The organism is Oerskovia merdavium (genome assembly GCF_014836755.1).
Lineage (GTDB): Bacteria > Actinomycetota > Actinomycetes > Actinomycetales > Cellulomonadaceae > Oerskovia > Oerskovia merdavium.
Genome location: NZ_JACSQF010000006.1, coordinates 14,638 through 41,449 on the forward strand (window position 1 = coordinate 14,638; position 26,812 = coordinate 41,449).

Annotated in this window: 27 protein-coding genes; 17 read left to right on the forward strand and 10 right to left on the reverse strand. The window is 72.1% G+C overall.

The window, feature by feature from the left end; genetic code table 11:
• Positions 1-236 precede the first annotated feature (236 nt).
• The 4 genes from H9641_RS07115 to H9641_RS07130 all read left to right on the forward strand — a co-directional run bounded on the left by H9641_RS07115 (position 237) and on the right by H9641_RS07130 (position 8,012).
• Positions 237-3,125 (forward strand): family 43 glycosylhydrolase, encoded by a 2,889-nt coding sequence (locus H9641_RS07115; protein ID WP_318244433.1) that lies wholly within the window; start codon positions 237-239, stop codon positions 3,123-3,125.
• 123 nt (positions 3,126-3,248) lie between these two features.
• Positions 3,249-5,651 carry a family 43 glycosylhydrolase gene (locus H9641_RS07120; RefSeq protein WP_191802321.1) on the forward strand — a complete coding sequence of 801 codons (2,403 nt, stop codon included), beginning with the start codon at positions 3,249-3,251 and terminating at the stop codon, positions 5,649-5,651.
• A 207-nt stretch (positions 5,652-5,858) separates the two neighbouring features.
• A complete protein-coding gene (locus tag H9641_RS07125; RefSeq protein WP_191802323.1) occupies positions 5,859-6,473 on the forward strand; it encodes a TetR family transcriptional regulator in 615 nt (204 codons plus the stop codon).
• 240 nt (positions 6,474-6,713) lie between these two features.
• Entirely contained in the window at positions 6,714-8,012 is a 1,299-nt protein-coding gene (locus tag H9641_RS07130) for an MATE family efflux transporter (RefSeq protein ID WP_191802325.1), read from the forward strand.
• A 69-nt stretch (positions 8,013-8,081) separates the two neighbouring features.
• Here the strand turns inward: H9641_RS07130 and H9641_RS07135 are convergent, their stop codons facing one another.
• Positions 8,082-9,032, reverse strand: coding sequence for an alpha/beta fold hydrolase (locus tag H9641_RS07135; protein WP_191802327.1), 951 nt, complete (start codon positions 9,030-9,032; stop codon positions 8,082-8,084).
• A 170-nt stretch (positions 9,033-9,202) separates the two neighbouring features.
• Here H9641_RS07135 and H9641_RS20670 point away from each other — a divergent pair, with 170 nt between their 5' ends.
• Positions 9,203-10,378: a sensor histidine kinase gene (locus tag H9641_RS20670; RefSeq protein WP_318244434.1), complete on the forward strand. Its 1,176-nt coding sequence runs from the start codon at positions 9,203-9,205 to the stop codon at positions 10,376-10,378.
• Positions 10,375-11,043 carry a response regulator gene (locus H9641_RS07145; RefSeq protein WP_191802329.1) on the forward strand — a complete coding sequence of 223 codons (669 nt, stop codon included), beginning with the start codon at positions 10,375-10,377 and terminating at the stop codon, positions 11,041-11,043. Before H9641_RS20670 ends, H9641_RS07145 begins: the two co-directional genes overlap by 4 nt.
• Positions 11,044-11,050: 7 nt before the next feature.
• Here H9641_RS07145 and H9641_RS07150 read toward each other — a convergent pair whose 3' ends face one another.
• The 4 genes from H9641_RS07150 to H9641_RS07165 form a co-directional block, all read right to left on the reverse strand.
• Positions 11,051-11,875 (reverse strand): glycosyltransferase family 2 protein, encoded by an 825-nt coding sequence (locus H9641_RS07150; RefSeq protein ID WP_318244435.1) that lies wholly within the window; start codon positions 11,873-11,875, stop codon positions 11,051-11,053.
• Positions 11,872-12,480, reverse strand: a complete 609-nt coding sequence (locus H9641_RS07155; protein WP_191802331.1) for a hypothetical protein — start codon at positions 12,478-12,480, stop codon at positions 11,872-11,874. Before H9641_RS07155 ends, H9641_RS07150 begins: the two co-directional genes overlap by 4 nt.
• 96 nt (positions 12,481-12,576) lie before the next feature.
• Positions 12,577-13,035 carry a hypothetical protein gene (locus H9641_RS07160; RefSeq protein WP_191802333.1) on the reverse strand — a complete coding sequence of 153 codons (459 nt, stop codon included), beginning with the start codon at positions 13,033-13,035 and terminating at the stop codon, positions 12,577-12,579.
• Positions 13,032-13,598, reverse strand: a complete 567-nt coding sequence (locus H9641_RS07165) for an RNA polymerase sigma factor (protein ID WP_191802335.1) — start codon at positions 13,596-13,598, stop codon at positions 13,032-13,034. Before H9641_RS07165 ends, H9641_RS07160 begins: the two co-directional genes overlap by 4 nt.
• A 164-nt stretch (positions 13,599-13,762) precedes the next feature.
• On the opposite strand from H9641_RS07165, the gene H9641_RS07170 reads away from it, so the two are divergent.
• Genes H9641_RS07170 through H9641_RS07205 form a run of 8 tightly spaced genes read left to right on the forward strand, consistent with a single transcriptional unit; the run spans position 13,763 to position 17,242 of the window.
• Positions 13,763-14,323: an Asp23/Gls24 family envelope stress response protein gene (locus H9641_RS07170; RefSeq protein ID WP_191802337.1), complete on the forward strand. Its 561-nt coding sequence runs from the start codon at positions 13,763-13,765 to the stop codon at positions 14,321-14,323.
• On the forward strand, positions 14,320-14,775 hold the full coding sequence (locus H9641_RS07175) for an Asp23/Gls24 family envelope stress response protein (RefSeq protein WP_191802339.1): 456 nt from the start codon (positions 14,320-14,322) through the stop codon (positions 14,773-14,775). Before H9641_RS07170 ends, H9641_RS07175 begins: the two co-directional genes overlap by 4 nt.
• 24 nt (positions 14,776-14,799) lie before the next feature.
• Positions 14,800-14,979, forward strand: a complete 180-nt coding sequence (locus tag H9641_RS07180; protein WP_191802341.1) for a DUF2273 domain-containing protein — start codon at positions 14,800-14,802, stop codon at positions 14,977-14,979.
• On the forward strand, positions 14,972-15,412 hold the full coding sequence (locus H9641_RS07185; RefSeq protein WP_191802343.1) for an Asp23/Gls24 family envelope stress response protein: 441 nt from the start codon (positions 14,972-14,974) through the stop codon (positions 15,410-15,412). The genes H9641_RS07180 and H9641_RS07185 overlap by 8 nt, the downstream gene beginning before the upstream one ends.
• Positions 15,409-15,969, forward strand: a complete 561-nt coding sequence (locus tag H9641_RS07190) for a DUF6286 domain-containing protein (RefSeq protein WP_191802345.1) — start codon at positions 15,409-15,411, stop codon at positions 15,967-15,969. Before H9641_RS07185 ends, H9641_RS07190 begins: the two co-directional genes overlap by 4 nt.
• Positions 15,966-16,595: a hypothetical protein gene (locus tag H9641_RS07195; protein ID WP_191802347.1), complete on the forward strand. Its 630-nt coding sequence runs from the start codon at positions 15,966-15,968 to the stop codon at positions 16,593-16,595. The genes H9641_RS07190 and H9641_RS07195 overlap by 4 nt, the downstream gene beginning before the upstream one ends.
• A gap of 50 nt (positions 16,596-16,645) precedes the next feature.
• Positions 16,646-16,798, forward strand: coding sequence for a hypothetical protein (locus H9641_RS07200; RefSeq protein WP_191802349.1), 153 nt, complete (start codon positions 16,646-16,648; stop codon positions 16,796-16,798).
• Positions 16,799-16,846: 48 nt separating this feature from the next.
• Positions 16,847-17,242: a GNAT family N-acetyltransferase gene (locus H9641_RS07205; RefSeq protein ID WP_191802351.1), complete on the forward strand. Its 396-nt coding sequence runs from the start codon at positions 16,847-16,849 to the stop codon at positions 17,240-17,242.
• Between the two features lie 28 nt (positions 17,243-17,270).
• Here H9641_RS07205 and H9641_RS07210 read toward each other — a convergent pair whose 3' ends face one another.
• The 3 genes from H9641_RS07210 to H9641_RS07220 all read right to left on the reverse strand — a co-directional run bounded on the left by H9641_RS07210 (position 17,271) and on the right by H9641_RS07220 (position 20,796).
• Positions 17,271-18,350: a hypothetical protein gene (locus H9641_RS07210; RefSeq protein WP_191802352.1), complete on the reverse strand. Its 1,080-nt coding sequence runs from the start codon at positions 18,348-18,350 to the stop codon at positions 17,271-17,273.
• Positions 18,343-18,942 carry a SigE family RNA polymerase sigma factor gene (locus tag H9641_RS07215; protein WP_191802354.1) on the reverse strand — a complete coding sequence of 200 codons (600 nt, stop codon included), beginning with the start codon at positions 18,940-18,942 and terminating at the stop codon, positions 18,343-18,345. The genes H9641_RS07210 and H9641_RS07215 overlap by 8 nt, the downstream gene beginning before the upstream one ends.
• A gap of 246 nt (positions 18,943-19,188) precedes the next feature.
• Positions 19,189-20,796: an ABC-F family ATP-binding cassette domain-containing protein gene (locus H9641_RS07220; RefSeq protein ID WP_191802356.1), complete on the reverse strand. Its 1,608-nt coding sequence runs from the start codon at positions 20,794-20,796 to the stop codon at positions 19,189-19,191.
• A 690-nt stretch (positions 20,797-21,486) separates the two neighbouring features.
• On the opposite strand from H9641_RS07220, the gene H9641_RS07225 reads away from it, so the two are divergent.
• From H9641_RS07225 to H9641_RS07235, 3 genes are all read left to right on the forward strand, one after another.
• Positions 21,487-21,927 carry a YciI family protein gene (locus H9641_RS07225; protein WP_191802358.1) on the forward strand — a complete coding sequence of 147 codons (441 nt, stop codon included), beginning with the start codon at positions 21,487-21,489 and terminating at the stop codon, positions 21,925-21,927.
• Between the two features lie 23 nt (positions 21,928-21,950).
• A complete protein-coding gene (locus H9641_RS07230) occupies positions 21,951-23,144 on the forward strand; it encodes an RNA polymerase sigma factor (RefSeq protein WP_318244455.1) in 1,194 nt (397 codons plus the stop codon).
• Between the two features lie 111 nt (positions 23,145-23,255).
• The gene (locus tag H9641_RS07235; protein WP_225220132.1) at positions 23,256-24,851 is read left to right on the forward strand and encodes an MFS transporter; all 1,596 of its coding nucleotides are present in this window, start codon (positions 23,256-23,258) and stop codon (positions 24,849-24,851) included.
• Positions 24,852-24,873: 22 nt separating this feature from the next.
• Here H9641_RS07235 and H9641_RS07240 read toward each other — a convergent pair whose 3' ends face one another.
• On the reverse strand, positions 24,874-25,485 hold the full coding sequence (locus H9641_RS07240) for a histidine phosphatase family protein (RefSeq protein ID WP_191802361.1): 612 nt from the start codon (positions 25,483-25,485) through the stop codon (positions 24,874-24,876).
• 16 nt (positions 25,486-25,501) lie between these two features.
• Positions 25,502-26,809 (reverse strand): PEP/pyruvate-binding domain-containing protein, encoded by a 1,308-nt coding sequence (locus tag H9641_RS07245; RefSeq protein ID WP_191802363.1) that lies wholly within the window; start codon positions 26,807-26,809, stop codon positions 25,502-25,504.
• Between the last annotated feature and the right edge of the window lie 3 nt (positions 26,810-26,812).

The window sequence follows — 26,812 nt, forward strand, 5'->3', positions numbered from 1 at the left end:
GGCATTCACTGTCACGTGCGGCAAAGTCTGACGCACGCTCGCCGGTCGCCGAGCACCCGCTCGGGGAGGCGCGGTCGACAGTTCCGCTCGATGGCGAGCGGGCACCCTTCGTCGGGTGTCCTGGGCCTCACGGCTGAGTCCCTTGCTGGCCTCGTCGACGGTGACGGCCCGATCTTCGGGGGAGAGCCCCGGATCGACCGGTCTGGCAGGAAGTACGTCCCGACAAAGGAGTTGACGTGACAGGAGCAAGACGACGCCGGGTGCACACGATGGTCGGAGGGACCCTCCTCGTGGGGCTGCTGGTCCCCACCGCCGTCGCCGCGGAGGTGTCGCCGCCGCCGTCGGGCCTGACCTCGACGGACAACGGCGACGGGACGTACGGGGTTCCCCTGCTGAACAGCGACGTGCCGGACATCAGCGTGGCGCGGGTGCCCGCTGCGGAGAGCACGGAAGGGCGTGACGTCTACTACATGATCAGCACGACCATGCACCTGAGTCCGGGCGCACCGATCATGAAGTCGTACGACCTGGTGAACTGGGAGACGGTCAACTACGTCTACGACCGGCTGGGCATCGGTGACGCTCCCTCCCTGCGCAACGGCCAGAACTCCTACGGCGAAGGGCAGTGGGCCTCGTCGTTGCGCTACCACGACGGCAGGTTCTACGTGGCGTTCAACACCAACAACCTCGGTGGTGCCTACGTCTACAGCACGGACGACATCGAGGACGGAACCTGGGAGAAGGTTGCGCTCGGCCGAGGGTTCCACGACCTGTCGCTCTTCTTCGACGAGGCCGGCGGGGGGACTCCCTACATCTTCCACGGGTCGGGCAGCACGAGCGCCGTGCAGCTCAGCGACGACCTCACGACGATCGTCGCCGAGTACCCCGACATCTTCGGGTCGAAGGACTTCCCCGACTTCCCGATCCTCGCCAGCGGCATGCACTACGAAGGGACCCAGGTCTCCTACCGCGACGGCTACTACTACATGACGACGATCACCTGGCCGGCCGGCGGCAACCGGCAGGTCGTGCTCTTCCGCTCCAAGGAGCTGCTCGGTCGGTACACGGCGGTCGACGGGACGAACACCTACGAGGTGCGCAGCGGCCTGGACTCCGACGGGTTCGCGCAGGGCGGCCTCGTCGACATCGCCTCGGCCGACGGCGGGACCGACTGGTACGGCATGTTCTTCCGGGACACCTATCCGCTCGGGCGGATCCCCGCCCTGATCCCCGCGACGTGGGAGGACGGGTGGCCGACCTTCGGTGACGACGGCGTCGTCCACGCAGGAGACACGTTCACCAAGCCGATCACGCTCACGCCCGAGCAGGACCGGGTCGAGCGACTCAAGTCCGTCGTGGCGTCCGACGACTTCGCCAACGACGCCGAGCACAAGACCTTCCGCGACACCCGCTGGGAGATTCCTGAGGCGCCCGAGTACGACGAGTCCCTGCTCGGGGTCGAGCTCGTCGACAACCCTGGCTTCGAGGACGCAGGCATCGAGCCCTGGGGGTCTCAGTTCGGCGCGATCATCTCGCGCGACCCGAGCACGGCATCGTCCGGGACCGCGGCCCTGCGGGTCACCCACCGGACCGTCAACGGCTCTGCCCCCTACCAACAGCTCGACGGCAGGATCCAGGCAGGCATCACCTACGAGATCTCCGCACGCGTGCGCTACACCGAAGGACCCGACACCGTGCGGTTCGACGTCGTGGGTGACTGGGGCACGGGCGTCAAGGTACTCGCCGGCGTCGATGCCGCGAAGGGGCGGTGGGCGACGATCACCGGTACCTACACGATCCCGGCCGACGCCGACGTGCGTTCCTTCAAGCTCGCCGTCGAGACACCGTGGGCGAACCCGCAGCCGCCGTCGTCGAGCGTCGGGTACGTGCTCGACGACGTCTCGGTGACGGGCAATGCTCCGCAGCTCGAGCACGTCCACGCCGACGAGGTGGCCTACAACGGGTCCGACCTGGACCTGGCATGGGAGTGGAACCACAACCCGGACAACCGCTACTGGTCGCTCACCGAGCGCGAAGGATGGTTGCGCCTCACGAACGGGCACGTCGTGACGGGCGAGGCCGAGTACAGCAAGTCTCCCGGACGCGACCTGACCTACCTCGAGGAGGCGCGCAACACGCTGTCCCAGCGCACCTTCGGTCCCACCGGTTCTGCTGAGACGCGACTGGACGTGTCAGCCATGCTCGACGGCGACGTGGCCGGCCTTGCGGTCTACGGCCGCAGCTTCACCTATGCGGGGATCAAGCAGGTCGACGGCGCTCGCACCCTGGGTCTCGTGACCCGCCTGCAGCCCTTCGACGAGTCGATCGAGGCCGCCGCGGTCGAGAGCTTCGTCCCTGGGACCACGATCGACCTCGGGTCACGCACCGACGTCCGGCTCAAGGCGGACGCCGACTTCTCCTCCACCCCGGGGCAGCTGCGGGTCCAGTTCTCCTACAGCCTCGACGGCCGGACCTGGCAGCCGCTCGGCCCCTCGCAGGGGCCCATCGTCATGGACTGGAGCCTGTCGCACTTCATGGCCAACAGGTTCGGTCTCTTCAGCTACGCCACCGAGCAGACCGGCGGAACCGTCGACTTCGACTACTACTACCTCAGTGACGTGCTCGATGCGGACGGAGGCGCGGACCGGACGGCGCTCGACGCAGCGGTCGACGAGGCGCGAGGGCTCGACGAGCAGCGCTACACCCCGGAGTCCTGGACCGTCGTCGAGAAGGCGCTCGGCTGGGCGTTGGCCACCACGTCCCCGTCCACGCAGAACCAGGTCGATGCCCCGGCTCACGCCCTCTCCGTCTCGCTCGCATCGCTCGTCAGGAGGGACGCCAGCGAGGTCGCGTTCACGGCGGAGGCCGTCGTCCGACCGGTCGCAGGCAAGGACGTCGTCACGGTCCGGGTGATCAACGGCGAGGACGCCCCCGTGGACGTGACCGTCGCGACGTCGTACGGGACCAAGACGTTCACGGCCGTCGCACCCGGCAAGAGCGCCCAGCAGTCGTTCGCCACCCGGCTCGCAGCCGTTCCCGCAGGAGAAGCGACCGTCACGGTCACCCGGACGGTCGACGACCTGACGACCTCGCGCGTCGTCGCCTACGGCCGGACCGGGTCGTAGATGGCGCGCGGCCCCGCCCTCACGGGCGGGGCCAGGTCCCCGGAGGCCACCACTCGTGCCGCGGCCCGACGTCGCGGCGGCACAGCACCACCCATGGAAGACCGACAGAGCAAGGAGGCTCTTGTGACACATCGTCACGGACGACTGAAGGAACGCACCACCGCAATGATCCTGGCCGGTTCGCTGGGGGTCGTCGGACTGGCCGCGGTCGCGGTGCCCAGCTCCGCGGCGCCCGGCGCCGCCCACGCCCGGTCTGCGGACACCGCCTCGACGAACGTCGTCGCCAACCCGGGGTTCGAGGACGGTGTCGTCGCGCCCTGGGTGATCCGCAACGGGGGAGACCTCGAGCTCTCGGACGATGCGTACTCGGGAGCGTCCTCCGTCCTCGTCACCGAGCGCCAGACCACGCAGTCCGGCCCGTGGCAGGACCTCACCGGCAAGGTCGAGGCAGGAGGGTCCTATGCCGTGTCGGCCAAGGTGCGCTACGACACGGGCCCTGCGACCAAGCAGTTCTTCGTGACCGCGTTCACCGGGGGCTCCAGCTACACGAACATCGCGACCGGGACGCTGAACCGGGGTGAGTGGGGAACGCTCGAGGGCACCTGGCTCCTGCCCGCCGGGACGACACCGGCCGAGGCGCACGTCTTCGTCGAGACGCCCTGGGTGCCCGACCCCGCGGCGGACCCGGCACAGCACCTCATGGACTTCCGGGTCGACGACGTGTCGGTGACTCTCACGAGCCCGGGCGGTGGCGGGTTCGACGCCGTCGGCAAGGTCCCGGGAAACACCAACCCGCTCGTCTCCCACGCGTTCGGTGCCGACCCGTACGCGTTCGCCCACGATGGCCGGGTCTACGTCTACACGACCAACGACACCCAGGAGTGGGCCCCCGACGAGAACAACATCAGCACGCCCAACACCTACGGGAAGATCAACCAGATCAACGTGATCAGCTCGGCCGATCTCGTGAACTGGACCGACCACGGTCCCATCCAGGTCGCGGGCCCCACCGGCGCGGCGACCTGGGCCAACAACTCGTGGGCTCCGGCGTTCGCCAGCAAGACGATCGCCGGCAAGGAGAAGTTCTTCCTCTACTTCGCGAACAACGCGGCCAGCGTCGGCGTCCTGGAAGCGGATTCTCCTCTCGGCCCCTGGACGGACCCCCTCGGCAAGCCCCTGATCAGCCCTGAGACGCCCGGAGCGGCGAGCAACGGCAACTGGCTGTTCGACCCCGCGGTGGTCGTCGACGACTCGGGGCAGGGCTACCTGTACTTCGGTGGCGGCGAAGGGAACCCGCCCGAGACGCCCAACAACCCCAGGACCACCCGCTGGATCAAGCTCGGCGACGACATGGTCTCCACCGTCGGGACCGCCCAGGTCGTCGACGCCCCCCGCATGTTCGAGGCGAGCCATGTCTTCGAGCGCGAGGGGAAGTACTACTACTCCTACTCGACCAACTTCAGCAGCGTCGCTCCGTCGCCGGGCTACCCGGCCAACGGCGTGATCGCCTACATGATGGCGGACTCGCCAGAGGGACCCTGGACCCCCGAGCAGTTCGAGGGCACCGTCCTCGACGGCATGTACCAGGAGTTCGGTGTCGGGGGGAACAACCACCAGTCGTTCTTCGAGCTCGACGGTACCTACTACATGGCCTACCACGCCCAGACCCTCAACCTCGCACTCGTCGGTGGAGACGCGAGCAAGGTCAGGGGATTCCGCAGCACCCACATCAACGAGGTGACGTTCCAGCCCGACGGCACCATGAACAAGGTCGATGCCGACTACGTCGGTGTCTCGCAGATCGCGCCTCTCGACCCGTACTCGATCATCGAGGCCGAGACGATCGGCTACCAGAAGGGGATCACGACCGCGCTGCTCACGAGCCCGACGTCGACGCCCGCTCTCAAGCTGACGGACATCGACTCCGGCGACTGGGTGGCTCTGGCCGGTGTCGACTTCGGTCAGGACGGGGCGACCGAGTTCGGCACCACGATCGCACCCCTCGCCGGCGGCCGCGTCGAGGTTCGGCTCGACAGCCCCGACACGTCCACGAGCGAGAACCTGGTCGGCACGATCGACGTGCCCGCAGGTGACGGAACCTGGACCGACCTCGCGACCACGATCGACCGCACGACCGGTGTCCACGACGTCTACCTGACGTTCGCCGGCGACCAGGAGGGCGACCTGTTCGACGTCGACACCTGGCGATTCGGGGTCGCCGGCGCCGAGGTCGAGCCCGTGGATCTCGCGGTCGTGGCCAGGACGCAGTGCGTCGCGGGCCGGGCGAACCTCACGGTGCGTGCGGTCAACGGTGAGGACGTGGCCGTGAGCGTGGCGCTCACGACGCCGTTCGGCACCAAGACGTTCGCGTCGGTGGCGCCGGGCAAGAGCGCGTCGCAGTCGTTCAACAGCCGTGCGGCTGCGGTCCCCGCGGGGACCGCGACGGTCGTGGGCACGATCGGCACGGGGGCCGGGGCCCGCTCGACGACGTTCGACGTCGAGTACCCGGCCACGACCTGCGGCTGACGACCGCACCAGCTCCGCCGGGGTCGCGAGGTCCTCTCGCGGCCCCGGCGTGAACCCTCCGGTCCAGACGGGCCGGTGACAGGACCAGCACGACCAGCACCAGGCGCTCGGCGCCTGCTCCTCGGCCGCCTCTCTCCGGCACCAAGAGCGCAGTGCATGCCGAAGGTGGCAGCGAGTGACACACATGTCACGGGGCTATCGTGCCCCGTGACGGATACATCCAGCGCGACCGGTGGGCTGCGCGCGCTCGCTCGGGCGAGCGTGCGTACCGCGATCGCGGACCGTGCCCTCCAGCTGTTCGACGAGCAGGGGTACGACGAGACGACGGTCGACGACATCGCCGCAGCCATGGGGATCTCGGGTCGCACCTTCTTCCGCTACTTCGCGACCAAGGAGGACGTCGTGATCGGCGACCTGATCATCGGGGGCGCTGCCCTGAGGGACAGGGTGGCCGCGCTGATCGTGGAGCAGGCTCCGTGGCACGCGTTGCACGGTGCGATGCGCGAGGGAGCTGAGGAGATCGACGCGAACCCCGTCCGCTGGCGGCGGACCATGCGCGTCATCAACAGCACGGCGTCGTTGAGAGCGCGCAACATCGAGAAGCACCTGACGTCGTCCGCCTTGCTGACCCCCGTCATGTCCGGGCACGTCGCGCCTGACCCGAGACTCGGGGACCTGCCGGCTCGTGTCGTCGTGTCCTCTGCTTTCGCCTGCCTCGACTCCGCGCTGACGAGCTGGACCACCGCTGACGGCTCCGTCTCGCTCGTCGACACGCTCGACATCGCCTTCGCCGCCAGGCTCGACCAGACCGCCGTGCGCTAGGGAGCTCTGCCCAGTCCTTGCACGGCGGCGACCGTCCGCCTGTGCGGCGTTCGAGGTGTGTCCAGACGCGTCCGACGCCGCCCCCGTGCCGCGACCGGGTTGCCCGGTGCGACGCGCGAAAGTCCCCGCCGCCGTCGGGTCCCCGACGCGCTGTCGCGGCCTCCAGTCGTGGTGAGCCGACCGCACCGCGCGGTGTGGTTGCGCTTCCATGATCCACTGGGCGCACGAGAGGGGTGAACGATGAAGTCACGTGTCGCGACGATCCAGGACGTCGCACGGAGCGCGGAGGTCTCGACGACGACGGTGTCGAGGGTCGTCAACCGCAAGGGGTTCGTGAGCGACGGCGCGCGGCTCGCGGTGCTCGAGGCGATCGACGACCTCGGCTACGTGCCGTCGGCCGCTGCACGAGGGCTCGCTTCCCGGCAGAGCGGGATGATCGGGCTGTGCCTGCCCGACACGGGGAAGCCCGACGACCTGGCCGGTCGTGCGCACGACGGCTCCGGGGTGCGCGTGCTCCTGGACCCGCGGCCGGCCGGTGAGATCGGGTGGGGAGGCCTGTACTTCGGTGAGGTGCTGCGCGGAGCCGAGTACGCGGCCTGGGAAGCGGGCCTGGCCCTCACCGTCGCGACGGCGCGCGAGCCCGATCTCGAGGCCCGCGTCCTGGCCATGGCGGGTCGTGTCGACGGGCTCGTCGTGGTGGCCCAGTCCCTCCCGGACGACCTGCTCGATCACGTCGCCCGACGCGTCCCGCTCGTGGTGCTCGCGGGCCCGATGGTCACCGACCGTTACGACCACGTGACGGTCGACAACGCCGCGGGCATGACCCGGCTCGTGGAGCACCTCGTCGTGGACCACGGGATCCGCGACCTCGCCTACGTGGCAGGGCGAGCCGGTACCCCCGACGACGCGATCCTCGGCGTCGGCGCGCCCTCGTTCCTCGCGGGTCTCGGCACGACGCTGCTCGTCGTGCTCGTCAACCTCTCGCTGGTTCGAACGGGTGGTGCGACCGTCCTCGCGGCGTTCGCCGTCTGCGCCCGGCTGCAGACCTTCGCGACCATGCCCCAGACCGGCATCAGCCAGGGCCTTCAACCCGTCGTGGGGTACAACGCGGGGGCGCGGCTCGTGGACCGCGTCAGGAGGGCACGCACTCTCGCGCTCCGGGCGACGACGCTCTACAGCGTGCTCGCCGCGACCGCGCTCGCGGTCCTGGCGGAACCTCTCGTGACCTTCTTCGTCGACGAGCCCGACGTCGTCCGCACCGGGTCCGTGGCGCTTCGCGTCCTCGCCGTCGGCCTCGCGGTCTCCGAGGTCGCCCCGCTCGTCTCGGCGTACTTCCAGGCGCTGGGACGCGCTCGCCCGTCCTACCTGATCTCCCTCGGGACGCTCGTCGGGATCAAGGTGCCCCTCGTCCTCGTCCTGGGACCCACCGGATCCAGCGGCACCTGGATCGCGCTCGCCGCGGGCGAGGTGCTGGCCGCCCTGGCCGCGCTCCTGGTCCTCCTCGCCGTCCAGCGTCGAGACCGTCGCGGCGCTCCCTAGGGACGCCCTGGCGGGTGCTCCGATCGTCCCGCCCTCCGGCGAGGGCGGGCCGACCTGACGTGCCCGGCCTCAGCCCGTCGTCAGCTCGCGGGCCGCCGCCCACTCCCGGAACCCGGCCGCGATCTGCGGCGCGTGCGTGTGGTGGAGGTAGTGCTCGCCGGGCACAGGAACCACGGTGCCGTCCTCGACGGTCGCGGCCTGCTCCTCGTGCAGCGCCAGCCAGTCCGGGTTGTTCGCGTTGTCGGCCTCGACGAACAGCAGCAGCGGCAGGTCCGCCGGGAACGTCGTCCCGAGCGCACGCTCGAAGTTCGTGCTGATGTGCGACATCTCGTCGAGGTACGTGGGGCGCAGCGAGTTCCGGTGGGTGAACATCGTCATCTGCTCGCGTGCGTGGTCGGAGTACACGGAGCCGTCGAGCCCGCCGCTCCCGAACGCGGTGAGGACGCGGACCAGGCCGAGGTTCTTCGCCGCGGCCATGAGGCCCGTCGGGAACGCCGTGTCGGTGTGCGGTTGCCCGGGGACGCTCGTGTCGACCCCGACGAACGCCATCACCTCGTCGGGGTAGCGTGCGGCGTACTCGATGCCGTAGATGCCCGCGATCGAGTGCCCCATGAGGACGTAGCGGTCGAGGTCGAGCGCCTGGAGCGCCTCGTGCACCTCGGTCACGACGTTCTCCGTGGTCCGCTCCACGTCGGTGCCGTCGCTCAGTCCGTAGCCGAAGGGTTCGACGACGACGACCCGGTGGTCGTGGGCCAGGTCCGTGACCAGCGGCTCGAAGTCGAGGACGGGAGAAGGCGTCCCGAACCCGGGCAGGAGGACCACGTCGACCGGGCCGGCCCCGGTGACGAGCACGTTCATCTGGCGCCCGTCGACCGTCACCGTCTGGCCGTAGGACTCGATCCGGTCGCTCTCGCGCGCGGTCGCGACGGCGTTCACGACGGTCGTCGTGGCCAGGGCCACCGCGACCACGGCGCCGGTCGCGGCCACGGCCACGAGCACTCTCTTCACAGGCTTCTTCACGCGTTCCTCTCTACGCGGCACACGGTGTGCCCCGCCTTCCGGTCCAGCATCGTGTGCCGGCAGAACGCGCGCATCAGCCCTGCGCGGTCACCTCGGTACAGCGATCGCAGTACGCGCGCGTCACCTTGCGGGGCGATCCGCCGGCGCGGGTCGACCGGGATACTGGGGGAGTGACGTCACCTCGCTCCGCCGCAGCAGCGGTCCCCGTCGGCGACGTCGTCGCGATCGCCACCGTCGTGCTCTTCGGAGTCCTGCCGTTCCCCGACGAGGACTTCCGCACGCGGGGCCTGCCGATGGTGATCGCGCTCGTCCCGGTCGCGGTGATGCCGCTGCGCCGACGACGGCCGATCACCGCGCTGGCGGTGAGCGTCGTCTGCGTCGTCGCCGTCGCGCTCGCGGGCACCCTCGCACCGGCTGCACTGGTCGCCGTCATGATCACGGCCTTCGCGGTCACGAACCGGACGCGCCGCACGGTCGGGCTCGCGTGCGTGGGCGCGGCCGCCCTCGTCGTGTTCCTCGTGAGCGCCGTCCCGCTCGGCGGTGAGCTCTTCCACCCCGGGGCGACGCAGTTTGTGACGCTCGTCGTCCTCGCCGGAGCCATGGGCGACGCCACCAGGTCACGTCGCGAGGCGCTCGCGGCCGTGACGGAGCGGGCCGAACGCGCCGAGCAGGGGCGGGACGAGGAGGCGCGGCGGCGCGTGGTCGAGGAGCGCGTGCGTATCGCCCGTGACCTGCACGACGTCGTCGCCCACCAGATCTCGGTGATCAGCCTGAGCGCGGGGGTCGCGTCGTCGTCGCTCGAGTCCCGGCCCGAGCGGGCCCGCGAGGCCCTCACCACCATCCGCAGCGCCTCGCGGACCGTCCTCGCCGACATCGGCGGCCTCTTGGCCATGCTGCGCGCGCAGGACGACGTCGAGCACCGCGACCTGCACCCGCAGGCGGGGCTGGCGCAGCTCGACGCGCTCGTCGAACGCTTCGCGGGCGTGAGCCTCGACGTCGTGCTGCGGAGAGAGTCGGGCCTCGTCGCCCTCTCGCCGGCCTGTGACCACGTCGCCTACCTCGCTCTCCAGGAGGGACTCACGAACGCGCACAAGCACGGCGCCGGTGACCGGGCCGTCGTCGACGTCCGCACGCGTGGCGGTGCGCTCGCGCTGAAGGTCACCAACCCGGTGCGGCAGGGCGGTGCCGATGCACCCCCGAGCGGCCACGGGTTGCGTGGGCTGCGCGAGCGGGTCGCGTCGGTGCGGGGTCGTGTGGAGGCGTCGACCGTGGACGGCGAGTTCCGGCTCGATGTCACCGTGCCCGCCGACAGGACCGTGCCCGCCGAACCAGGGGAGGGGCGATGATCACCGTCCTCGTGGTCGACGACCAGCCGCTGGTGCGCCAGGCGGTGCGCGACATCCTGACCGACAGCGGCGGTGTCCACGTCGTGGGCGAGGCGTCGAACGGTCGCGAGGCCGTGCGCGCGGCCGCGGCACTGGCTCCCGACGTCGTCCTGATGGACATCCGGATGCCCGAGCTCGACGGGATCTCCGCGACCGAGCAGATCTGCGCCGGACCGGCGGGCGACGCGACGCGCGTGCTCGTCCTCACGACCTTCGAGGAGGACGAGTACGTCGTCGCGGCCCTCCGTGCGGGCGCGAGCGGTTTCATCGGGAAGGGGGCCGAGCCCGAGGACATCGTTCGTGCGGTGCACACGGTTCATCTGGGCGAGTCGCTCCTGTCCTCCGCGGCGACGCGGGCGCTCATCCAGCGCTTCGTGCGCCGACAGTCGCCGCAGGAGAGCGCTTGGGAGGACGAGGGGCTCGACCGCCTCACCGAGCGCGAGCGCGAGGTGTTCCTGCTCGTCGCGGGAGGGCTGACGAACCAGGAGATCGCGGTCGAGCTCGTGATCTCCGCGCACACCGCCAAGACGCACGTCAACCGGATCATGGCGAAGGTGTACGCCCGTGACCGGGCGCACCTGGTGATCCTGGCCTACGAGTCGGGGCTCGTCACGGCGCGTCCGTGACGTCCGCTCAGCCGCGTGGAGGGCGACGAGGTGGCCGTGGCCGCCGAACCACACCCCGGGACCGGGCCCGACGGCGGCGCAACCCGGACGCGATCCGCACCGACCACCTCTCCCAGGGCGGGCTGTCGGCCCAGTTCACGGCAAGCGTGTGCCACGCCAGCCGGAAGCGGCGGCGCACGGCGGCCACGGACTCGAAGGTGCGCCCGGAGACGCCGACGACGAGCCGGGGGTCGTAGCGGACGCGGGCGGTGCTGCCGAGCTGGAAGCTGAGGTCGGTGTCGTCGTGCACGAGCGCGTCGTGCCGGTGGACGTGGCGACGGACCTCGCGCCAGGCATCGACGCGCATCGCCATGTTGGATCCCCACAGGGGGACGTTGCCGACGGCGGCACGCATCCCCCCGTAGTAGCCCCACAGGTAGAAGATCCGGGCGAGGCGACCACGGACCGCCGGCAGGTCGTAGAAGAAGCCCGAACCGGTGAGGGCGGCCAGCCCTGGGTCGTCGGCGAAGGCTCGGTGCACCCGTTCGAGCCAGTCCTCGGGAGGAAGGGTGTCGGCGTCGCAGCGCACGATGATGCCGGTCAGGACGGCGTCGTACCCGGTGGACGCGGCCGCAGCGATGCCGGGCCGGGTCTCGCTGATCACGTGCGCGCCCGCGCGGCGCGCCACTGCCGCGCTGTCGTCAGAGGACGCGTTGTCGACCACGATCACCTCGTGCGGAGGCCGGGTCTGTCGACCGATCGCGGACAGGCAGCTCTCGAGGAGCAAGGCGTCGTCCTTGACGGGGACGACGACCGTCATCGGGGTGGCGCAGGCCGAGGCCGCCTGGCTCACGGACGCCTCACCAGGAAGAGCCCGGCGAGGAGGGCGCCGACCCCGCCTGCGGCGAGGTCGCCGAGCGTGTCCCGGTAGCCGACGTTGATCGACTCGTCGACGAAGGCGGCGCCGGCCCACTCGCCCACCTCCCACAGCAGCGAGAGGAGGACACCGAGCGCCGTCGCCGTCACCACCGCACCCAGACGTGGGCGGGAGAGGCCGGAGCCGTCGTGGCGAGCGCCTGCCCCGGTCGAGCGGGCGAGCATCGCACCCGGCACGGCAAGGGCTCCCACGAACACGAGGAGGGCATACGCGAGGACCGTGAGGACGGCAGTCGCCACCAGGTGCACGACGAGATCGAGCCAAGAGGCCAGGGCATAGAGGTCCAGCAGGCTGATCCAGGCCGCGGCCGACAGGGTCAGGCCGATGGCAGGGTCGACGGGTCCGTCGAGCCCGATCGCGCGGGGGAGCACGGTGCCGAGCAGCACGAGCGAGAGCAGGGCGATCCCGACCGGGCCGTAGAGCAGGCCACCCACGGGGACCGCGATCCCTGCGAGGACCCGCACGAGGTCACCCGCAGCGGTCCACGTTGTGCTGCGTCCGTGGATCTTGCCGGTGGTCATCGAGCAAACCTAGCGACGCTCACGGCGACTCGCGCGGGAACGGGGCAGCGAGGGTCGTCCGGCGGCAGCGAGACCCACGGCGCCGGTCCTGGCGCGCTAGAGCTCTCGCGGGTCGTCCGTGACGTCGGTGATGGCGACGTGGACGGCGACAGCGCCGGCCAGGGGCGCGAGGTCGCCGAGCAGGGTCCGCAGGCACGAGGTCGCGGCGCGGCGGACGGCGGCGGCGAGCGGGAGCAGTGGCTCGTCGAACGCGGCGACGATCTCGATCGTGACGGCCACGAGCCGGTCGTGGTCGTCGGTCGAGCAGGTGATCGTGAGCGGCGCGGCGCCCGGCACCGCAGAGACGCCCTCGCGGAGGGCCGCGACCACGACGTCGGCCGCGACGAAGTAGCCCGCAGCACCGGCAGGGGTGGCCGTACGACCGCGGACCGGGGCAGAGGGCCGGAAGGCCGACAGCGCTCTGAGGAGCGCATTCTCCCGCACGACGGTCCACCCTCGGTCGGTGTGCCGCCGCAGTGCCTGCGTGGCACGGTCGAGGACGGCTTCGTCGCTCATCGCCATCCCTCCATCGTCTCGGCCAGCGTGGAGCGGGCCCGGTGGAGGAGCCCGCGTACGGCGTCGTGGGTCGTTCCGAGGATCAACGCGATCTCGGCATAGTGCAGTCCTTCGATCTCGCGCAGCAGCCAGCACGACCTCTGCAACGGTGGCAGACCGAGCAGGGCGATGTCGAGGGCCTCGACGAGCGCGCTGTCCACGGCGTCCTGGTCGGGTCGGTGCGACGTGGTCTCGACGAGATCGTCGGGAAGGGGACCGGGCTGCAGCGCGACCCGGCTGCGGTGCCGATAGGCCTGACGGGTGGCGATCCCGAAGAGCCAGGTGCGCGGGGTGGACTCGCCGCGGAAGTCGGCGAACCCGGTCCACGCGGCGACCAGGGTGTCCTGGAGGCAGTCGGCGGCGACCTCGGGATCGTGGACCATCCGCAGGACGTAGCGGTAGAGCGCGGGGCCGTGCCGGTCGACGAGCTGGGAGAACGCGTCCCGATCGCGGAGGGCAGCCCGGCGTGCGAGCGACAGGTCCGAGACCGCCCCCGAGACGCCACCCGCATCGAGGGGTTCCATCCGTCCGACGATATCGATCCTCGACGGACTCGCCAGCGGCGCGGCATGTGTGATGTAGATCACACTGACGAGTGCGTGACGTATGACCCGTAGGTCGGCACTCACTGGGGAACGTCCCAGACCGCCCGGCACGGGCGGACCAGCCTGAGCACGAGGAGCCGACGATGAGCGAGCAGAGCACCCCCACCACGGGAACCGCGGCTGCGGGGTCCGCGGCGCGACCACGGGACAACGGTCCGGCACGTGCCCCACGAGAGAGCTCGGAGCACGTGTCGGCCCTTGCCTCGGAGCACGGCACCACGACGATCGCGGACCAGGTCGTCGCCAAGATCGCGGGTATCGCGACCCGCAACGTCCAGGGCGTCTATGCCGTGGGCGGGGGAGCGGCTCGGGCGTTCGGCGCCATCCGCGAGTACATCCCCGGGAGCGGCAGCGACACCACCTCCGGCGTCCACGTCGAGGTCGGCGAGCGGCAGGCCGCAGTCGACCTGGACCTGGTCGCGGACTACGGGGTCTCGATCGCCGACCTGGCGCAGGCGGTCCGGCGGAGCGTCATCACCTCGATCGAACGCATGACCGGGCTCGAGGTCACCGAGGTCAACATCGACGTCAACGACGTCCATCTGCCCGACGACGACGCCGACTCGAGCTCAGGGCGGTCCTCGTCGCGGGAGGAGGCCTCAGGCAGCGGTGAGGGCGAGGAGGGTGGCGGGCGAGTGCGATGACCACCTCGTCACCGCAGTCCTCCGGGTCTCCGACGTCCGGCCGGGACGCGGAGCCTGCCGCCCCGACACCCCTGGACGTCGCGGCCGCGTTCGATGCCTCGCCCGTGGGGCGGGACCTCGAGGCCGCCCCCCTTCGTTCGTCTCGTGCGTCTGCGGGTGACGAGGAGGACCTGGCGGACCGGGTGGTGGCGGCGGTGCTCGCTGTCCCGGGAGTCGTGCGTCTGCACGCCGGGGCGTTCGGGGAGGTCGCCACATACCTCCCAGGTCGCGCCGTCACCGGGGTGCGGCTCCGGCCCGACGAGGCCGAGGTGCACCTGGTGGTCTCCGCCGGGCGCCCCATCCCGGAGGTTGCCAGCAACGTCCACGAGGCCGTGCGCGCCCTGGTCTCGGGGCCGGTCCACCTCTTCGTCGAGGACGTCGAGTCCCCGCCGACAAGATCGCCCGCGCCCTGACCGGGCGCCGTCCAAGGAGTACACATGTCCGTGTCCACGACCGGTCTTCTCACCGGCCTCCTGCTCGCCATCGCCGCGATCCTCGGGGGCTTCTGGGGGTTCCTCCTCGCCGTCGTCCTCGGCGGCGTCGGCTGGGTCGTCGCGGCCCAGATCGAGGGGCGGATAGACCTCGGCGCCGTCTTCCACAGCCGACGCCATGTCTGATCAGGCCTGGGCCGGCGACGTCCTCCTCGACGCCCCGCGGCCCGACGTCCGTGCCGAGCCGGTCGACGCCGCGGACCGGGGCGTGCTGCGGGTCGCTGACCGTGTGGTCGACAAGGTCGCCCGCGCGGCGGTGCTCGGCGTCGCCGGCGTCGCGCCCGCTGCCGCCACGGCCGGGACGGTGGGGAGAGCCCTGGGCAGGAGCTATCCCCAGGTCGTGTGCTCACGAGCCGGCGACCGTGCCCGTGTCCTCCTCGAGATCGCCCTGGTGTGGCCCTACCCGGCCGCCCGGGTCGCTCGCGAGGTGTGCGAAGCCGTGACCGACCAGCTCCTCGCTCTCGCGGGGGTGCACGTGGACGAGGTCCGTACGACCGTCGCTCGCATCGTCGACCCGTCCGACGTCGCCGGAACACCCAAGGAGCAGCGAGTCCGATGAGCACACCCACGGCACCGTCCACGCAGACCGTCCCCGCCCCTGCCAGGTCGCCCCGGGCCGGGCTCGCGCTGACCTCGTGGGCCTTCTTCCTGGCGATCGTCCTGCTCGCCGTCGCGGTGCTCGCCGGGCAGGCGTCGTTCGTGGCGGTGCAGGGGGCCGGCACCAGCTGGATCGCCTCGCTCGCGGACTCCCTGGACGGCCTGCAGCCCGAGACGTGGGTGGGGGCGGCAGGGGTGGTGGTCGCACTGCTCGGCCTCTGGTTGGTCTGGCAGGCGGTGCGTCCCCGTCCGCGGACCACCCGGCGGATCTCCGCCGGCAGCGGGATCCACGTGCGCTCTGCCGACGTCGCCCGCTGGGTGAACGCGACGGCCCGAGACGTGCCCGGGGTGCTGGACACCAGCACCTCTGTCTCTCGTACCGCGGTCCGGGTCACGGTCCGCTCGACCGGCTCCCCGGACATCCTCGACGACGTCCGCGCCGAGGTCTCCCACCAGCTCTCGGCGTTCGAGCAGCCGCCGCGCCTGACCGTGCGCTCGGGCGAAGGGCAACGATCATGAACCGCACCGTCCTGCGACTGGACCGCGCCCTGCTCGCCCTCGCCGGCCTCGTGCTCGTCGTCGTCGGCGTCGCTGCCCTGCTGTGGACGACGGGAACCCTGGCCGAGATCCTCGACGGCGTCCCCGACGCGATCGACACGGGCGCCGCCCAGGACGCCGTGTCCCAGCCGTGGTGGCCCTACGCGACCGGTGCGGTCGCAGTTCTCCTCGCGGTCGTCTCGCTGTGGTGGATGCTTGCCCACCTGCCGGCCCGCTCCGTCCCCGAGCAGGACCTGCCCGGATCCACCCGCACCATGCGCCTGCGGATCTCCCGAGACGCCGTGGCGAACGCGACGGCCCGTGCGGCCCAGCAGATCCCTGCCGTCCACCGAGCGACCGCCTCCTTGCACGACGAGGGCCCCGAGCTCGTCCTGAGCCTGGTCGTCACCGTCGACCCGGCGACCGACCTGCCCGCCCTCGCCGCCCGGCTGGACCGACTCCTCGCCGACGCCGCGACCGTCCTGCCCGACGACCGGCTCCGCTCGCGCACGACCCTGCGGATCAGGAGCAGCCGCCGACGCGACCGCACGGCACGGGTCGCCTGGGCGCCACGGCGCCGCGGGCCTCCACGGTACGTCGCGGCCTGAGGGTGCACGGCAGACGACGGCCCGTCGTGACACCACTACCCTTGACGCTCGTGAAGGTCACCATCACGACGCTCCAGATGCACCGCCCGTCGTCGCGGGCGCCGCGCGCGCTGCCCGACGAGGTGCGCCTCGAGCGGACCGTCGCCGTCGATCCCGAGTACGCCCGATTCCTCTACGGCCTGGTCGGCGGGCCGTGGTTCTGAACCGACAGGCTCGGCTGGACGCGTGAGCAGTGGGTCGAGGAGCTCGAGGTGCCGGGGACGGAGTTCTGGGTCCTCTATGGGGAGGGCGGCCCGTGGGGCTACGTCCACCTGCATCCTCTCGTCGCTGCTGACGGGACCCACGTCGAGATCCGGTACTTCGGCCTGGCCGAGCGGGCGATCGGTCGTGGCCTGGGCGGCCCGCTCCTCGAGCACGGCATCGCGGCCGCCTGGTCGCTCGCCGAGCGCGCCGACGTCCCGCCGACCGCCCGCGTCTGGGTCCATACCTGCACGCTCGACGGTCCCGCGGCGCTCGCGAACTACCAGGCGCGGGGTCTGGTGGTCTGCGGGACCGAGGAGGCCGACGAGGACATGCCTGGCGAACCCCTCGGCTCCTGGGTCTCCACGGGCGGCCCGGCCTCGGCCGTCGCTCGGCCGATCGGGTAGTGCGCCCGTCGGGGTCGAGGCCGGACTGTCAGCCGGACCTGTCCGAGGAGGCAAGCTCCGCCTGGTGTGCGTACCAGTCCGTGGCACTGAGCAAGCACTGGAGGAGGCGATCGTCAGCGGTCCTCTCGGTCCCGGTGGCGCGGTCGAGGTCCTCGCGGACGTCCACGCAGACCTCGCGGGGTGTGGGTCGGGACTCCCCGGCGAGGTCCGCCGCGGCAGCGGCGTCCTCGATCGCGCTCTCGACCGTCAGACGCTGCGCCTGCGCGACACCCCGGGGGCCGTCGTTCGGGAAGGACGTCGGAGTCTCGTACCCGAAGATGGCAGGGCAGTCGCCCAGGCAGCCGTCCTGGCCGTACCCGTTGCGGTAGGCGTTGATCGTGAAGAAGCCACCGAACGCGGGAATCTCGCCATCGACCTTGCTGAGCGAGATGACGTCGAGGGGCAGGCCGGCCGCGTCCTTCATCAGCGAGCCGGGCAGGACCACCGAGGAGACGAGGGTGCCGTCCGCGGCGGGGAACAGGTCCCAGGAGATCAGACGCCGCTCGTTCCGGCCGGGCGGCCCGCCGGCGGAGGCCTCCGGGGGGACTCCCAGGCCGATCACGACCTGGCGGTCACCGTCGGGAGAGGTCGCCGAGGCCGCGGTGGCGTCCGAGCTCAGCAGCATCGTGCCGGCGGCGTTCCCGGCCCGGAGCTCTCGGAGGTCGGCGTCGTCCCCCTCGTACACGGCGTTGACGGCTCGATCCTGGGCGCTGAGTCTGCTGACGACGAAGAGTCGCGTGCCCGCCGTCCAGCCGGGCATTCTGGTGTCGATGACCAGCCCCCCGCCGGTGCGCGCAGACGTCGTCGGGTCGGTGGGGATCTCGATCCCGGGCGCGAGCCGAGTCGAGGAAGCCGGCGCCACGGTGGCGATCCCGACGCGTGGAAGGGCCACCGCGGCCAGAGCGACCAGCGCCATGCAAGCAGCGGACAGCAGGGCTACCCGCGCCGTGCGTCTGCGGACGCGGCGCTTGACCAGGGCGAGAGCCGGAGTGCCCGGCACGTGCTCTACAGGGATCGCCTCGTCGGCGAGAGCGCGGAGCTCCGCTGCGAAGTCGTCGTGCTCAGACATGGCTCGCTCCCGCCGTCGGGGTGGTCGTGCCGGTCAGCTCTGCGCGGAGCCGGGCGAGCCCCCGCGAGGCGTTGGACTTCACCGTTCCGTGCGGCATGCCCAGCTCGCGGGCGACCTCGGCCTCGGAGAGGTCGAGCAGGTGGCGCAGGACGACCACGCGCCTCTGCCGGACCGGCAGGAGCAGCAGGGCGCGCACGAGCTCGTCACGCACCGCGATCTCGGCCGTACGATCCGGGGCCGCACCCGTCAGGTGGTCCTCGGGCTCGATCAGGACCTCACGTCGGGTACGCCGCCACGTGTCGATCTTGAGGTTCGTCAGGATCCTCCGCGCGTAGACGAAGGGGTCGCCGTCCCGGGCGCGCGCCCAGGACCGAAAGGTCCGTTCGAGCGTGGCCTGGCACAGCTCCTCGGCCCGGTGGTGGTCGCCGCTGATCAGGAACGCGATCCGTCTCAGGCGACCGCCGTGCGTCTCCACGAAGTCGACGAACTCCGCGTCGCGGTTCACCGTCCCGGCAGCCAGGTACCGGACCGAGACGGTGCCGTCCGCCCACAGGGTCTCGTCCTTCGTCACGCCTGCCTCAGTGCTCGTCATCTGACCCACGACATCCCTGCATATCCTCCACCACGCACGAGCCCGCCGATCGGTTCCCTCTGGGCCGGGATCGGTCTCAGGGCGCTCTTCGGGGCCGTTCTGACCGCACCGGCCCGCGGCCGTGGGCCACGTGTGGTGCCCGGGCAGGAGGTGCGCGGACCACAGGATGCTCAGGACCGGTTGGGCGAGCTGCACCCGGCGGACGAGCGCTGGCCGCCACCCGCTGGCAGCCGGACGCCGGAGCGCTCACCCCGCCAGCGTGCTGCGCTCGTGCAGCCGGCCCGCGGCGTCGAGCTCGAGGACGGTGTCGATCCCGAGCCGTTCGAGGAACGCATGGTCGTGGCTGACCACGAGCAGGGCGCCGCGGTAGCCGTCGAGCGCCTGCGCGAGCTGCTCGACGCTCGCGATGTCGAGGTTGTTGGTGGGTTCGTCGAGCACGAGGAGCTGTGCGGGCGGGTCCGCGAGGAGCAGCGTGGCGAGGGACACACGAAAGCGCTCCCCTCCTGAGAGCGAGGCGACAGGACGGTCGGCACCGGCGCCTCGGAGGAGGAGGCGGGCGAGCTGGTTGCGGATCGCCCCGGTCTCCATGCCCGGCGCGACGGCCTGGACGTTGTCGACGGCGCTCGCGTCCTCGAGGAGACCGTCCAGGCGCTGCGGGAGGTAGCCGACCCGGTCCGTCAGGAGCGTCCCGTGCGCGCGTCCCTCGACGGGGGCGCTCCCGCTCACGAGCTGCTGGAGGAGCGTCGACTTCCCCGACCCGTTCGGCCCGACCAGCGCGACCCGCTCCGGGCCCCGGACGACGACGTCGCGTCCCTGGCCGTGCAGCTCGGCGAGGCGGCGGCCACGCGGTACGTCGGGATCGGGCAGGACGAGGTGGATGTGCTCCTCCTCGCGGACGCGCGCGTCGGCCGCGTCGACGGCAGCCTGCGCGGTCCGGACCTTGTCGTCGGCCGTCGACCGCATCGCCCCGGCGGACCCTTGCGCCTTGCTCGCGCGTGCACCCGCGAGGATCTTGGGGATACCGCCGTCCTTCTGGGTCTTCCTGGCAGTGCGCTCACGGCGGGCGAGCTTGGTCTCGGCCTCGACCCGCTGGCGCTTCTCGACCTTCAGGGCCTGCTGCGCCCCGCGGGCCGCCTGCAGCGCGGCGGCCTGCTCCTGCTCCTGGTGGGCTGCCCAGGCGCTGTAGGGGCCGCCGTACATCCCGAGCGAACCGGCGTGGAGCTCGGCGGTGTGGTCCATGTGCTCGAGCAGCTCGAGGTCGTGGCTCACGACGACGAGCGTCCCGGGCCAGGTGTCGACGAACCCTGCGAGTGTGGCTCGCGTCGCGCGGTCGAGGTTGTTGGTCGGTTCGTCGAGCAGCGTGATCGCGGTGCGCCGGATGCGGAGACCCGTGATGGCGATGAGCATCGCCTCGCCGCCCGAGACCTCGGCGACGCGCCGGTCGAGGTCGGCTGCGCCGAAACCGATCTCGTGGAGGGCCTCGTCCGCGCGGGACTCGATGTCCCAGTCGTCACCGATCGCTTCGAAGTGGCGTTCGTCGACGTCGCCCGACTCGATCGCACGCAGTGCCGCGAGGACCGTGTCGATCCCGAGGAGCTCGGCCACGGTGGTCGAGCCGGTGAGGGTGAGGGTCTGCGGGAGGTAGCCGACGTCGCCCGCGAGGTCGACACGACCCGAGGTGGGGGTGAGCCGCCCGGCGATCAGGCGCAGCAGGGTGGACTTCCCCGTGCCGTTGCGGCCCACGAGCCCTGTGCGCCCCGTGGTGAACGTGCCGTCGAGCCGGTCCAGCGCGACGCTGCCGTCGGGCCACTCGAACGAGAGCTGGTGGAGGGTGACGGCTGATCGGATGGCCATGGAACGTGCTCCTTCGGCCCAGGTGAGGGCGGGCGGTAGGTCTGAGGAGGGGACGAGCCGGTGCGGTCCGCGGACGATGTCCTCGGTGCCCCTCGTCATGGCGGCGTCCTCGTCGCGACCCCGGGCGCGCGAGGGCGCGTCCAGGCGAGAGGCTGCCGCGCAGGTCGAGGGAGCTCCCCGGGGAGCGGTGCGCGGACCGGCGGGCGAGGGACACGACCGACCAGGGTCCGGGGCGAGGGAAGGGCTCGTGAGGATGGCCGTCAGCACAGGGTCCAGCCCAGGTCGACGACGGGAGTCGCTCGATCAGGGAGGGCGGGGCGTCACGGGGCGGGGTCCACGAGGGTCCACCGGTGGTCGGTGCGTCACGAACGTGCCGGTACGGCTCCTGCTGGGCTCAGCAGCGAAGCGTCTCCTCGGACGCCGGCGTCGGCGACGAGGGGAAGGGGTCATTCACCCAGGGTGCGAGGCACGCCTGACGAACAGTGATGGCCACCGGCAGCTCGGTGGCTAGATTCTGTCGACCTCGATATCCATGCCAGCGAGCATACCTGCTGCGCGAAGCGGCCCCGTGCGGCCCCGTGCGGCACGTGCCGCGCCCTGCGGCCGCCGACGGTGTCGAGAACCGGCCGCCGGTTCCGACCACGGGGTGAGCGTGCCACGCTGGGCACGACGGGACGAGAGGAGAGACCCATGGCCAGGTACCTGGTGGGTGTGGACTTCCGGGCGGGGCTCGACGAGACCCCGATGGACGAGTGGGCACCCGAGGAGGTGACGGCGCACCTCGAGTACTACGGGGAGCTCAACGCCGAGCTGGTCGCGAGCGGGGAGCTCGTCGAGACCGTGGTCCTCACGGGCCCCGACCTCGCCAAGGTGGTGCGTTCGGACGGCACCGCACCGGTCGTCACCGACGGGCCGTTCGCCGAGTTCAAGGAGTGGCTCGCCGGCTACCAGATCGTCGACGTGGAGTCCGAGGCGCGGGCGCTCGAGATCGCCGCGCGTGTCTCGGCGGTGCCCGGGCGCGGAGGCAGGCCCACGCAGCAGCCGATCCAGGTGCGCCGCCTCATGGACGACTCGCCGTCGGACGCTGCCGAGATGGCCGCGTTCCTCGACACGGCCAAGGGAGCGGGCTGATCGCTGCCACGGCCGTCGAGGACCTGCTGCGCGATCTCGCGCCGCAGGTCCTCGGCACGCTCGCGCGCCGCTCGGGCGACTTCGTGGGGGCCGAGGACGCCGTCCAGGAGGCGCTCCTCGTGGCCGTGACGACGTGGGGTGCCGACGGCGTCCCGGAGCACCCCCGCGCCTGGTTGCAGCGGGTGGCCTCACGGCGTCTGGTCGACGCCCAGCGCAGCGAGATCGCCCGACGGCGCCGCGCGCGGGCGCTCGCGGCGAGCCAGGTGCCAGGGGCCGAGCCGTCTGCGCACGACGACTCGCTCGCGCTCCTGTTCGGCTGCTGCCACCCGGACCTGACGCCGCCGTCGGCCGTCGCGCTCACGCTGAGGGCGGTCGCCGGCCTGACCACCGCCGAGGTGGCGCGTGCCTACGGCGTGCCCGAGCCGACCATGGCGCAGCGCATCAGCCGTGCCAAGCAGACGGTCGCGGCGTCGGACCGCCCGCTGGTGGTGCCGGGACCAGGGGAGTGGCCGGCGCGGCTCCGGCCGGTCCTGCACGTGCTGTACGTCCTGTTCACCGAGGGTCACACGGCGTCGGCCGGCCCCTCGCTGCGGCGAGTGGACCTGACCGACGAGGCGATCCGGCTGACCCGGTGGCTGCACCGCGCGGTCCCGGGCGACCCCGAGGTGAGCGGTCTGCTGGCCCTGATGCTGCTTGCCGACGCCCGGCAGCCCGCCCGGACGGACGCCGCCGGTGACGTCGTGCCCCTCGCTCGGCAGGACCGCGCGCGCTGGGACCGCGTCCTGATCGCCGAGGGCCTGTCGCTGCTCGACAGGACGCTCGTCCGGGGGGACGTCGGCGAGTACCAGCTCCAGGCCGCGATCGCCGCGGTGCACGCCCGGGCGCGGACGGCCGAGGACACCGACTGGCCGCGGGTCGTCGACCTCTACGAGCTGCTCGAGCGGATGACGGGCAGCCCCGTCGTCACGCTCAACCGGGCGGTCGCGGTCGCCATGGTCGAGGGGCCGGACGCCGGGCTCGCGGTCCTCGAGGGCATCGGCCCGGTCCCGGGCGACCCGCACCGGGTCGACGTCGTGCGCGCACACCTCCTGGAACGAGCAGGGCGCCCGACGGCGGCGCTCGAGCACTACCGTCGGGCGGCGGCCCGCGCGACGAGCCTTCCGGAGCAGCGGCACCTGGCCGCCCAGGTCGCGCGCCTGGCAGGGGGCGCGGGCTGACTCCGCCGCGCACGACTCCGCCGAGGTCCCTAGGCTGGTCCCAGCGATCCGGCGACGGTCACCGGAGGTCGCCCGCTCGAGCGGACGAGGCACCCGAGCCGAGGTGGGCACATGGGCACCGCACCGGAGGAGAAGGCTCCCGCAGCGACGGGGAACAGGCGGCTCATGCTCCTGCTCGCGGCCGCGATGTTCGTCCTGGTCGTCGACACGTCGCTCATGAACGTCTCGATCTCGGCCGTGGTCGAGGACCTCGACACCACGGCGAGCGGCGTGCAGTCGGCCATCGCGCTCGAGGCTCTGGTCTCTGCCGCCTTCATCCTCATCAACAGCAAGGTCGGCGACCTGATCGGGCGCAAGCGGGCCTACGTCCTGGGGCTGCTCGCGTACGCGACGGGCGCCCTGGCCATGACGCTCGCGCAGAGCCTCACGGCGATCGTCGTGTTCTGGGCGATCATCGGCGGGCTGGGAGCGTCGTTGCTGCTGCCCGCGATGCAGTCGCTGATCCACGGCAACTTCTCGGGCGCCGACCAGAAGAAGGCATACGCGCTGGTCGGGGCCTCCGCCGCGATCGCCGCGGCGGTGGGCCCGCTCCTCGGCGGGTTCGTCACGACCTACCTGTCCTGGCGGGTCGGGTTCGCGCTCGAGGTGGTCATCATCGCCGTCGTCCTGAGCCAGATCGGCCTGGTGCGGGACGTGCCGTTCACGGGCTCTCGCCAGGTCGACCTCGTGGGCGCGGTCCTGTCCGTGATCGGCATGGGCGGGGTGGTGCTCGGCATCCTCGTCTGGCAGGAGGGCGGCGAGCTCGTCGGTGTGCTCCTGGCCGTCGGGGTCGTCGCGCTCGTGCTCCTCGCCCGATGGCTGGTCCGGCGCCAGCGCGCGCACCGGGTGCCGCTGCTCGACCCGGACCTCTTCCGCCATCCGCACTTCACCACGGGTGTCACCGGGCAGATGCTGCAGCAGATCATGCTGGGCGGCGCGATGATCGCGCTCCCGCTCTTCTTCCAGATGACCCTCGAGTACGACGCCCTCCAGGCCGGGCTCTCGCTCGCCCCCTTGTCGCTCACCATGTTCGCGGCAGCGGTCGTGGCGGGCCGGCGGTCCGGGTCTCGCCGCCCCGCCGCGATCATCCGCACCGGCTTCGTGCTGGCGAGCGTCGGGATCGCGCTCGTCATCCCGTTCGTCCCGCGCGTGGACAGCGGCTGGTACCTCGTCCTCCCGCTCGCGATCACCGGGTGCGGCCTGGGCCTGCTGGTGTCCCAGCTCAACAACTACACGCTCGCCCCGGTCGAGGAGGAGCGCGTCAGCGAGGCGGCGGGCGTCAACTCGGCCGCTGGATCGTTCGGCCTGTCGTTCGGGCTCGCCATGGCCGGGGGCCTCATGCTCGCCTCGCTCTCGCTCGGGTTCACCCAGATGACGCAGAGCAGCGCGGTCATCCCCGCCGCCGAGCAGCAGCAGATCGCCGCTGCGCTCGAGGAGGACGCGGAGGTTATGAGCACGTCCCGGCTCGCCGAGCAGATCACGGGTCAGCCCCCGGCCGTGGAGGCCGAGGTGCTGGCGATCAACGACCGGGCGCGCAACCGGTCGCTGCAGGTCGCGCTGCTCGTCCCGCTCCTGGCCGGACTGCTCGGGCTGGGAAACTCGTTCCGTATGCTGCGCCTGCCGGACCAGAAGCCGAGGTCGTCGCTCGACGGCCTGGACCTGGGCTGACCGGCCGGTCCTCCCCGCGTCGTCACGGCCGTGCCGGCCCGGGGAACCCCGTCCAGCGCAGCTCGACCGGCAGGTGGGCCATGTCGTTGAACTGCACGAGCGTCGGCGGCAGGCTCGTCCGGTACTCGATGACCGTCAGCGCGGCGTTGGCGCTGCTCAGGCCGAGCCACCGGGCCTCCGGCGCGTCCATCGCATGCCGCACGAGCCACGCGACCGGGTAGTCGTGCGTGACCAGGACCTCGTGGACGTCGGCGGTGCCATGGACCACCGGGTCGGGCGCCGACGCGAAGCGCGCGACCAGCGCGTCGGCGGTCCGGCGCCCCGCGCTCGCCTCGGCGTCGTCGTACCCGTCGAAGAACCCGACCCACGGCGCGGGCGTCTCGGCCGGCGCGGGGACGTGGGGGACGTGGTCGACGAGCTCGGGAGCCTCGGCCAGGACCGCGTGCGGCACGTGGCGCGCCAGCTCGTGCGCGGACGCGACGGCCCGGGGGAGCGGGGAGTGCCAGACGGCCGTCACGGGCACCCGTGCGAGGCGCTCGCCCAGCAGGTTCGCCTGCCGCCTCCCCGCGGCCGTGAGCTCCCCGAACGCGTCGGCCGCCCCGTGCCGAGCGAGGTACAGATGTCTGGTCCCCATGGATCGTCCCCTCGGGTCAGGTGCTCGTCGTGACCGTGCCGGCGGTGCCGTCGATCGTGACCGGGCTGCCGTCCAGGATCAGGACGGTCGCCCCCGCGATCCCGAGGACCGCGGGGATGTGGCGCTCGCGGGCGATGATCGCCGCGTGGGACAGGACCCCGCCGGTCTCGGTGACGACGCCCGCGGCGATCCGCAGCAAGGGGGTCCACGCGGGATCCGTGAAAGGGCAGACGAGGACGTCGCCGGGACGGACGCGGGAGAAGTCGGACGGGCCGCGGACGACCCGCGCGGTGCCCGTGGCGACGCCGGTGCTGCCCGCCGTGCCCGTCAGGCGGTTCGCCCGAGGCGCAGGTGGCCCGGCCGGGGAGGGGCGGGCCGGGTGGGAGGGATGGGCCGACGGCGAGGGCGCCCCCTGGGTCGCGGACGGCATCGGCGGCATCGGCGGCATCGGTGGCAGTGCGGCGGTGACGGGCCGGGCCTGCACCACCCAGGTCCGGCCGCGGGCGATCGCCCACTCGATGTCCTGCGCTCCGCCGAGAAGCTCCACGACCCTCCGTCCGAGGCGAGCGAGCCGCCTCGCGGTCTCGTCGTCGAGCGTGGGCCGGATCCGTCCGTCGGCGGGCACGTCGCTCAGGGTGAGCCCGGTGCCGCGCCGGTCGAGGCGGGTGCGCTTGTCGGCGACGGTGCGCCCGACGCTGCCGTCCGCCGCGACGCGGTAGGAGTCCGGGGTCACCGTGCCCCCGACGACGCTCGGGCCGAGGCCCCACGAGGCCTCGATGACGGTCACGCCGTCCGGTGCGGCGGGCGCGAACACGACCCCCGAGAGCTCGGCGTCGACGAGCCGCTGGACCAGCACGGCCATGGACCCGGCGTCGACCGGCTGGTCGTGCGCGGCGCCGCGGCGGTACGCGGTGGCACGCGGTGAGTGCAGCGAGGCCCAGCAGGCGCGCACGGCCTGCGCGACGCCGTCGACCCCCTGCACCGCCAGGACGCTCTCGTGCTGACCCGCGGCGGACGCCTCGCCCGTGTCCTCGGACGAGGCCGACGAGCGCACGGCGACCGGCGGGTCGCCGAGGGCGGCGAGCCCGTGGGCCAGCCCGTCGAGCAAGGCCGCGGGCAGCGGCGCGGCCGGCCCGGCGCGGGAGGGGCCCTCCGGTCCGTCGACCGCGACGTCGGGACGCTCGTTCCCGAGGGTGTCGTGATGCGCGTCGAGCGGCACGACGAACCCGTCAGGCACGGCGAACCCGGCGCGCAGGAGCATGCCGAGCGTTCCCGCCTTGCCTCCGCAGGTCTCCTGCGTCGCCTCCGAGAGAGGGATGAGCATCCC

Bases quoted from the DNA above. Each gene is read 5' to 3' on its own strand.
- H9641_RS07130 (WP_191802325.1), top strand. From the start codon at position 6,714: ATGAAGTCACGTGTCGCGACGATCCAGGACGTCGCACGGAGCGCGGAG.
- H9641_RS07145 (WP_191802329.1), top strand. From the start codon at position 10,375: ATGATCACCGTCCTCGTGGTCGACGACCAGCCGCTGGTGCGCCAGGCG.
- H9641_RS07155 (WP_191802331.1), bottom strand. From the start codon at position 12,480: ATGACCACCGGCAAGATCCACGGACGCAGCACAACGTGGACCGCTGCG.
- H9641_RS07160 (WP_191802333.1), bottom strand. From the start codon at position 13,035: ATGAGCGACGAAGCCGTCCTCGACCGTGCCACGCAGGCACTGCGGCGG.
- H9641_RS07165 (WP_191802335.1), bottom strand. From the start codon at position 13,598: ATGGAACCCCTCGATGCGGGTGGCGTCTCGGGGGCGGTCTCGGACCTG.
- H9641_RS07170 (WP_191802337.1), top strand. From the start codon at position 13,763: ATGAGCGAGCAGAGCACCCCCACCACGGGAACCGCGGCTGCGGGGTCC.
- H9641_RS07175 (WP_191802339.1), top strand. From the start codon at position 14,320: ATGACCACCTCGTCACCGCAGTCCTCCGGGTCTCCGACGTCCGGCCGG.
- H9641_RS07180 (WP_191802341.1), top strand. From the start codon at position 14,800: ATGTCCGTGTCCACGACCGGTCTTCTCACCGGCCTCCTGCTCGCCATC.
- H9641_RS07185 (WP_191802343.1), top strand. From the start codon at position 14,972: ATGTCTGATCAGGCCTGGGCCGGCGACGTCCTCCTCGACGCCCCGCGG.
- H9641_RS07190 (WP_191802345.1), top strand. From the start codon at position 15,409: ATGAGCACACCCACGGCACCGTCCACGCAGACCGTCCCCGCCCCTGCC.
- H9641_RS07195 (WP_191802347.1), top strand. From the start codon at position 15,966: ATGAACCGCACCGTCCTGCGACTGGACCGCGCCCTGCTCGCCCTCGCC.
- H9641_RS07210 (WP_191802352.1), bottom strand. From the start codon at position 18,350: ATGTCTGAGCACGACGACTTCGCAGCGGAGCTCCGCGCTCTCGCCGAC.
- H9641_RS07215 (WP_191802354.1), bottom strand. From the start codon at position 18,942: ATGACGAGCACTGAGGCAGGCGTGACGAAGGACGAGACCCTGTGGGCG.
- H9641_RS07220 (WP_191802356.1), bottom strand. From the start codon at position 20,796: ATGGCCATCCGATCAGCCGTCACCCTCCACCAGCTCTCGTTCGAGTGG.
- H9641_RS07225 (WP_191802358.1), top strand. From the start codon at position 21,487: ATGGCCAGGTACCTGGTGGGTGTGGACTTCCGGGCGGGGCTCGACGAG.
- H9641_RS07235 (WP_225220132.1), top strand. From the start codon at position 23,256: ATGGGCACCGCACCGGAGGAGAAGGCTCCCGCAGCGACGGGGAACAGG.
- H9641_RS07240 (WP_191802361.1), bottom strand. From the start codon at position 25,485: ATGGGGACCAGACATCTGTACCTCGCTCGGCACGGGGCGGCCGACGCG.
- H9641_RS07245 (WP_191802363.1), bottom strand. From the start codon at position 26,809: ATGCTCATCCCTCTCTCGGAGGCGACGCAGGAGACCTGCGGAGGCAAG.